This is a genomic window from Streptomyces sp., from assembly GCF_036566765.1.
Taxonomy (GTDB): domain Bacteria; phylum Actinomycetota; class Actinomycetes; order Streptomycetales; family Streptomycetaceae; genus Streptomyces.
Window position 1 is genome coordinate 1 of sequence record NZ_DATCVQ010000166.1, and the last position, 4747, is coordinate 4747.

The following is a 4747-nucleotide window of genomic DNA, read 5'->3' on the forward strand; positions in this document are numbered from 1 at the left end:
CCGCTCCCTCTCCGACAGCGCCGCGAGCCGCTCGTCCTCCGGCGGCTTCGCCGCCTCGGGGTCGCGCAGCGAGTGCATCAGCCGGGCGGTGGTGGCCGGGTCGAGCATCGACTGGCCGGTGGCCACGGTCCGTACCGCCGACACCAGGTCGGAGCCTTTGATCTGTTTGAGGACGTACCCCGCCGCTCCCGCCATGATCGCGTCGAGGAGCGCGTCCTCGTCGTCGAACGAGGTCAGCATCAGGCACGCGAGTGCCGGCATCCGTGAGCGCAGCTCCCGACACAGGGAGATCCCGTCACCGTCGGGCAGCCGGACGTCGAGGACCGCCACGTCCGGCCGCAGAGCGGGGCCCCGGGCCAGTGCCTGGTCGGCGGTGGCCGCCTCGCCGACCACTTCCATGTCGGGCTCGTCGTCGATCAGGTCGCGAAGACCCCGGCGGACGACCTCGTGGTCGTCCACGAGGAAGACGCGAGTGTGTGCGGTGGATGCCGGAAGATCGGACATGGCGACCCCTGCGGTCGGTCGGGTACGGACAGACCCGCCCTTATGAGGATTGTCCGCTATGGAAGGGCTCAAGGGGCGGGATCGAGATCCATCCGGACGTCGACGACCCCCTCCACCGCGCGCACCGCGCGGACGAGAAGCGGCACCAGCGCCCGGTCGGACGGGCCGGAACTCCTCCTTTGCCAGCAGATCGGCCTCCGACACGACCCCGACGACTCGTCCCTCCCCCTCCAGAACGGGCAGGGCGCTCACTTTCCACTGGTCCATGAGCGCGACGATCTCCTTGTACGGCGCGTCACGCCCGATGGCGACGGCAGCGTGGGGCATGACGTCGCTGACTGTGTAGCGCGAGGCGGGCAGCACGTGCTCCCAGAGGGGTGAGGATCTACAGGCCGCTCCCGTGCGGGGCGTAGAGATCCAGCAGCCGTACGCGGGCGGAGAAGAGGCGGTGGGCGAGCAGCTGTCCGACGAAGTGGTCCAGGGCGAAGCCGAAGCTCGGATCGGCATCCATCATCATGCGCACGGTCGCCGCGTCGAACTCGTCCGCTCGTACCCGTGTCATGGCCTCGGCCCCGAAGTGCCAGCGGTACGGCTCGAACAGCCAAGACCAGCCGAGCAGTTCACCCGCACTGACGCTGTCGACCACGGCCGGCCGCTTGCCGGGCACGCGGACGTCCAGGGTGACCGTCCCGGTACGGACGATCCAGAACCGATCGGCGTACCCGCCTTCCTCGAACAGCCGGGTCCCTTCAGGGAAGTCCACTGGGTCGGCGCACTGCAACAGCCGGGCACGCTGGTCGGCGGAGAGAGCTGCCGTGAGCCGCGGGTTAGGGGGAGTACTCATCGGGGTCCTCCTGATCGGTGTCCACTCCCAGTCTTGCCTCGGTCTGTGAGGGGAGAGGAGGGCCGGATGGCCCCTTTGGGGCCGCGTGCACTGGCCTGATCATCGCCTCACCGGCCGGTGCCGCCCGTGGGTCTTGGCACTCACGTTCAGCCAAGCCTTGGCTGTGGGTGCGTGGCCGAGCGCTCCACGGGAATGAGGTCGCCGGCCCTCGCATGGCGGCGTCCGCTACGGGAGAGGGGCCTGCTTGACGTGCTCTCACGAAGGTCGGTGGCGTTCCTATGGGGGCCAGTCAAGCGACCTGGAGGGCAGCGCCCCACGCCCTCGCGCGATCCCTTTCGCCCTCGCGTAGCGGCCCTTCGGTGTCCTCGATGATGAATCCCTCCGGTTCCGCGACGAGTTCATAGCCATGGCCGCGAAGCCGGCGCGCGATGCCGCCGGCCGCGGCGCCGGCCAGTCGCATGTCCGCCCGGGTGTCGAAGGCCGCGGCAGCATGGGTACCGGTGTGGGCCTTCGGGAGCGTGTCGTGGAACCAGTCGCGGACGCCAGGGCCTTCGGCGCCCTCCTCGGGGGCGAAGGGACGCTCCCCCTTCTCGGCTTCCTTCTCCTCGGCCTTCAGCCCCATCTTCCGGCTCATCCCTGTGGTCATGCCTCGCATATGGGTCGGCCCGCCGACGACCAGCAGATCGGTGGGACCGATGCGTTCCGGCAGCGCGTCGACGACTGCCACGCACTCGACCTCGGCGTCCGGGTGCGCCTCCTTCACGCCCTCTCCGATCGCGTCAGCGATCTCGCGCGTGTTGCCGAACAGGCTCTCGTACACGATCACCGCACGCATCACGCCTCATCTCCTCTCGGACTCTGTTCTCCGGCCGCCTCGGCGGCCTTCCCAATCGTCCTCAGCGCCCCGCGTAGCACGACGCCGACGCCCGGGGACACGAACATCCAGTAGCGGCCGAACCGTGTGGTGGAATCGGAGTCGGTGCAGGCGGTGCGCGCCTCGTAGGTAAGGAGGGACCGCCGTGCACCGTAGGGGTGGACGACGAAGGCGGCCGCCATCTTCGCCCAGCCGGGCTCGTCGAAGCCCACGTAGTCACCGGGTTCGACACGGCGCCACTCGATGGTGGGCTTCCACACCTTGCCGACCGCCCCGAAGACGATCTCGCGGCCCGCGCGCTCACCCAGGGCAACCCAGGGCTGGGCCTCCGGGTCCCCTTGATCACCACCTGCGTCGGTGTCGAACAGATCGGACACCCGCATCGGCGGCGGTGTGACCACGGGCCGACGGCGCACCCGGTCCGGCACCCCACGCGCCCACATGACCGCGTCGAACAGCGGCGAGTGGATGGACAGCATGTCAAGATCACGGGCTGCGCCGTGCACCACGTCCGGCGCGGCGGCGATCACGGCGCACTCCAGGCGGGAGAACCGGAACTCGGGCAGAGCCGCGTCGAGCAGGAGAGGCTCGGCTGTGGCGGTGACGCTCGGCTGGGTATTCATGGAGACCTCCCGGGACCGACACCACCATTCTGGTCCACGGGACGGGCATCTCGCTGGGGCCGAACGGTCCCCAGTCGCATCGCCGACGTCTCTGCCCGCCCCACGGCGGCGGCCTCTCCCTGCCAGGCCCGGTCGTACGAGGTGCGGCGAGCGTCGCCGATTCGGACCAGGTGGGCGGCCTACGCTCGCCGTCGTTGGACAGCGGACCGAACGCACCGCGGCCGACCGACCCCGAGGGGATTCGAAGTCCGTCCACGAGGGCCCACGTCTCATGGACCTTCTGCTGCTCCTCGCTACGACGCCCGCCCCGGACCGCTCGGGGCAGGAGCTGGCGCCAGCCGTCGGCGACCACAGCGGGGCGGGGTGATGCGCCCCAGATGTCGCAGTGACAGTGATCACGCAGAGGCTCCGAGTGGCCTTGCGTAGGCTGGCATCGTCGTCGCGGTGGGGGAGTGGTTGGGCCGACGCAGCCCTCCCGATCCGACCTGACGGTGCGTCAGAAAAGTCAGCAAGTGGTCAGCATGAGTCCTGGAAAACCTGGGGACCGCTGCCCGGACATGCGACTCGTTGTAGGGTAGGAAAACCGCCCTTGACCTGCAAAAACGCAGGCAGGGAGCCTATGTCCAGGAGTACCTCGATGATGCGTACCATGTTCAAGTCCAAGATCCACCGTGCCACCGTCACCCAGGCCGATCTGCACTACGTCGGGTCCGTGACGATCGATGCCGAGCTCATGGAGGCGGCGGATCTGCTGCCCGGGGAGCTTGTGCACATCGTCGACATCGACAACGGGGCCCGCCTGGAGACGTATGTCATCGAGGGGGAGCGCGGGTCCGGGGTGATCGGGATCAACGGGGCCGCGGCGCATCTGGTGCACCCCGGGGACCTGGTGATTCTCATCAGTTACGCGCAGGTCGACGACGCCGAGGCGCGGGCGCTCGTGCCGCGCGTCGTGCACGTGGACGCGGACAACCGGATCGTGGAGCTGGGTGCGGACGCGTCCGCACCCGTTCCGGGCAGCGACACCGCGCGCAGCCCGCACGCCGTGCCTGCGCAGGTCTGAGCGAGGACGGGGTCCGGTGAGGCTCGCTCTGCTGCACACCTCGCCGGTTCACGTTCCCGTCTTCGACGCGCTGCGGGACCAGGACCACCCCGGGCTCGAACTGCGGCATCTCGTCTCCGAGGAACTGCTCGCGCGGGCCCGCGTCGAGGGTCCGGAGGCCGTGGCCGGGGACGTCGGGCGCCTGATGGAGGCGGCCGTCTTGGACGGGGCCGCCGCGGTGCTCTGTACCTGTTCCACGATCGGGGGCGTCGCCGAGGCGGCGGGGGTCGGTCTCGGCGTTCCGGTGCTCCGGGTCGACCGGCCGATGGCCGCGCGGGCCGCGGCGGCGGACCGGGTCATGGTTCTCGCCTCCGTGGAGAGCACCCTCGGGCCCACGGTCGACCTGATCCGGGACGAGGCCGGGGCGCGCTGCCCGCGGATCGCCACCCGGGTGGTCGAAGGCGCGTGGGAGCGGTTCGCGGCCGGCGATCAGGAGGGCTGTCTGGCCGCCGTGGCCGCTGCCGTCGACGCCGTGCCCGAGGGCGAGGCGGATGTGATCGTGCTGGCCCAGGCGTCGATGGCGGACGCCGCCCAGCTGGCGGCGACCCGCCGGCCGGTGCTGTCGAGCCCCCGGCTCGGGCTCGCCGCGGCCGCTGGAGCCGTCCGCGGATGAATGGGTCCGGCGGGCGCGGGCATGCGCAGTCGGAGAGCCTGGAAGTCGTACGGCCTGCCGAGGTGAGAGGCCCGTGATGACCGATCCGTACCCGGACCCCGTTCGGCCGCCGATGCCGACGCCCGTCCCCGTGCCGCCGCCGACCCCGGTCCCGCCGGGGCCGACGCCGCCCCAACCGCCGCCCGCG

Annotated in this window: 6 protein-coding genes and 1 pseudogene; 2 read left to right on the forward strand and 5 right to left on the reverse strand. The window is 70.7% G+C overall.

Annotated features, from left to right (window positions below; translation table 11 throughout):
• The 5 genes and pseudogenes from VIU94_RS08890 to VIU94_RS08910 form a co-directional block, all read right to left on the reverse strand.
• Positions 1-504, reverse strand: a 504-nt coding sequence (locus tag VIU94_RS08890; protein ID WP_331909385.1) for a response regulator, incomplete at its 3' end; no start/stop codon positions are given.
• 192 nt (positions 505-696) lie between these two features.
• A pseudogene (locus VIU94_RS08895) lies at positions 697-831 on the reverse strand (CBS domain-containing protein); the annotation flags it as partial.
• 58 nt (positions 832-889) lie between these two features.
• Positions 890-1348, reverse strand: coding sequence for a Crp/Fnr family transcriptional regulator (locus VIU94_RS08900; RefSeq protein WP_331909375.1), 459 nt, complete (start codon positions 1346-1348; stop codon positions 890-892).
• Positions 1349-1637: 289 nt separating this feature from the next.
• Entirely contained in the window at positions 1638-2183 is a 546-nt protein-coding gene (locus VIU94_RS08905; protein ID WP_331909377.1) for a flavodoxin domain-containing protein, read from the reverse strand.
• Complete coding sequence (locus tag VIU94_RS08910) at positions 2183-2845, reverse strand: hypothetical protein (RefSeq protein ID WP_331909379.1); 663 nt, start codon at positions 2843-2845, stop codon at positions 2183-2185. The genes VIU94_RS08905 and VIU94_RS08910 overlap by 1 nt, the downstream gene beginning before the upstream one ends.
• A 637-nt stretch (positions 2846-3482) precedes the next feature.
• Between VIU94_RS08910 and panD the strand changes: the two genes are divergently transcribed.
• Both panD and VIU94_RS08920 read left to right on the forward strand, forming a co-directional pair.
• Entirely contained in the window at positions 3483-3908 is a 426-nt protein-coding gene (gene panD, locus VIU94_RS08915; RefSeq protein WP_331909381.1) for an aspartate 1-decarboxylase, read from the forward strand.
• A gap of 16 nt (positions 3909-3924) precedes the next feature.
• A complete protein-coding gene (locus VIU94_RS08920) occupies positions 3925-4560 on the forward strand; it encodes an aspartate/glutamate racemase family protein (protein WP_331909383.1) in 636 nt (211 codons plus the stop codon).
• Positions 4561-4747: the final 187 nt, after the last annotated feature.

Bases quoted from the DNA above. Each gene is read 5' to 3' on its own strand.
- panD (WP_331909381.1), top strand. From the start codon at position 3,483: ATGATGCGTACCATGTTCAAGTCCAAGATCCACCGTGCCACCGTCACC.
- VIU94_RS08900 (WP_331909375.1), bottom strand. From the start codon at position 1,348: ATGAGTACTCCCCCTAACCCGCGGCTCACGGCAGCTCTCTCCGCCGAC.
- VIU94_RS08910 (WP_331909379.1), bottom strand. From the start codon at position 2,845: ATGAATACCCAGCCGAGCGTCACCGCCACAGCCGAGCCTCTCCTGCTC.
- VIU94_RS08905 (WP_331909377.1), bottom strand. From the start codon at position 2,183: ATGCGTGCGGTGATCGTGTACGAGAGCCTGTTCGGCAACACGCGCGAG.